The organism is Achromobacter sp. Marseille-Q0513 (assembly GCF_018195695.1).
Classification (GTDB): domain Bacteria; phylum Pseudomonadota; class Gammaproteobacteria; order Burkholderiales; family Burkholderiaceae_B; genus Achromobacter.
The window spans coordinates 1-366 of record NZ_JAGTJY010000618.1; the positions used below are offsets into that span (position 1 = coordinate 1).

Consider the following 366-nt stretch of genomic DNA (forward strand, 5'->3'; position numbering starts at 1 on the left):
CCTCTGATAGACGTCTTTATTCCCGGAATCAAAGGACGGATTGCTGACGATCGTCACAGCCACGCCTCTTGTCACCGCCTTCCGGATCATTTCCAGTACGCCGTCAGCCTGGATGGCGCGCAAGGTGAGAAATGGCGAAGTGATCACCAGGCGCGTACGGGCAGTGCTGAACGCGTCCGCCAGGATGCGTCGATGCCCCGCCATATCTCGTATCAAGGCCGCTGGCGACATGTCGAAACCCGCCGCCAGCCACTCAGCGGGGATGGGAATCTCGCTCTCCGCGCCCTTGAATAGTGCATGCCCGACGATTGCGGACGGACGATCTCCATCTGGACGAAAGAGGAGCATGTCGCCAAATACCAGAAA

General features: G+C 59.0%; 1 protein-coding gene. It reads right to left on the reverse strand.

What is annotated here, in order from left to right; all coding sequences use genetic code 11:
• Positions 1–366: hypothetical protein (locus tag KDH83_RS32015; RefSeq protein ID WP_212323230.1), on the reverse strand; the 366-nt coding region annotated here is incomplete at both ends.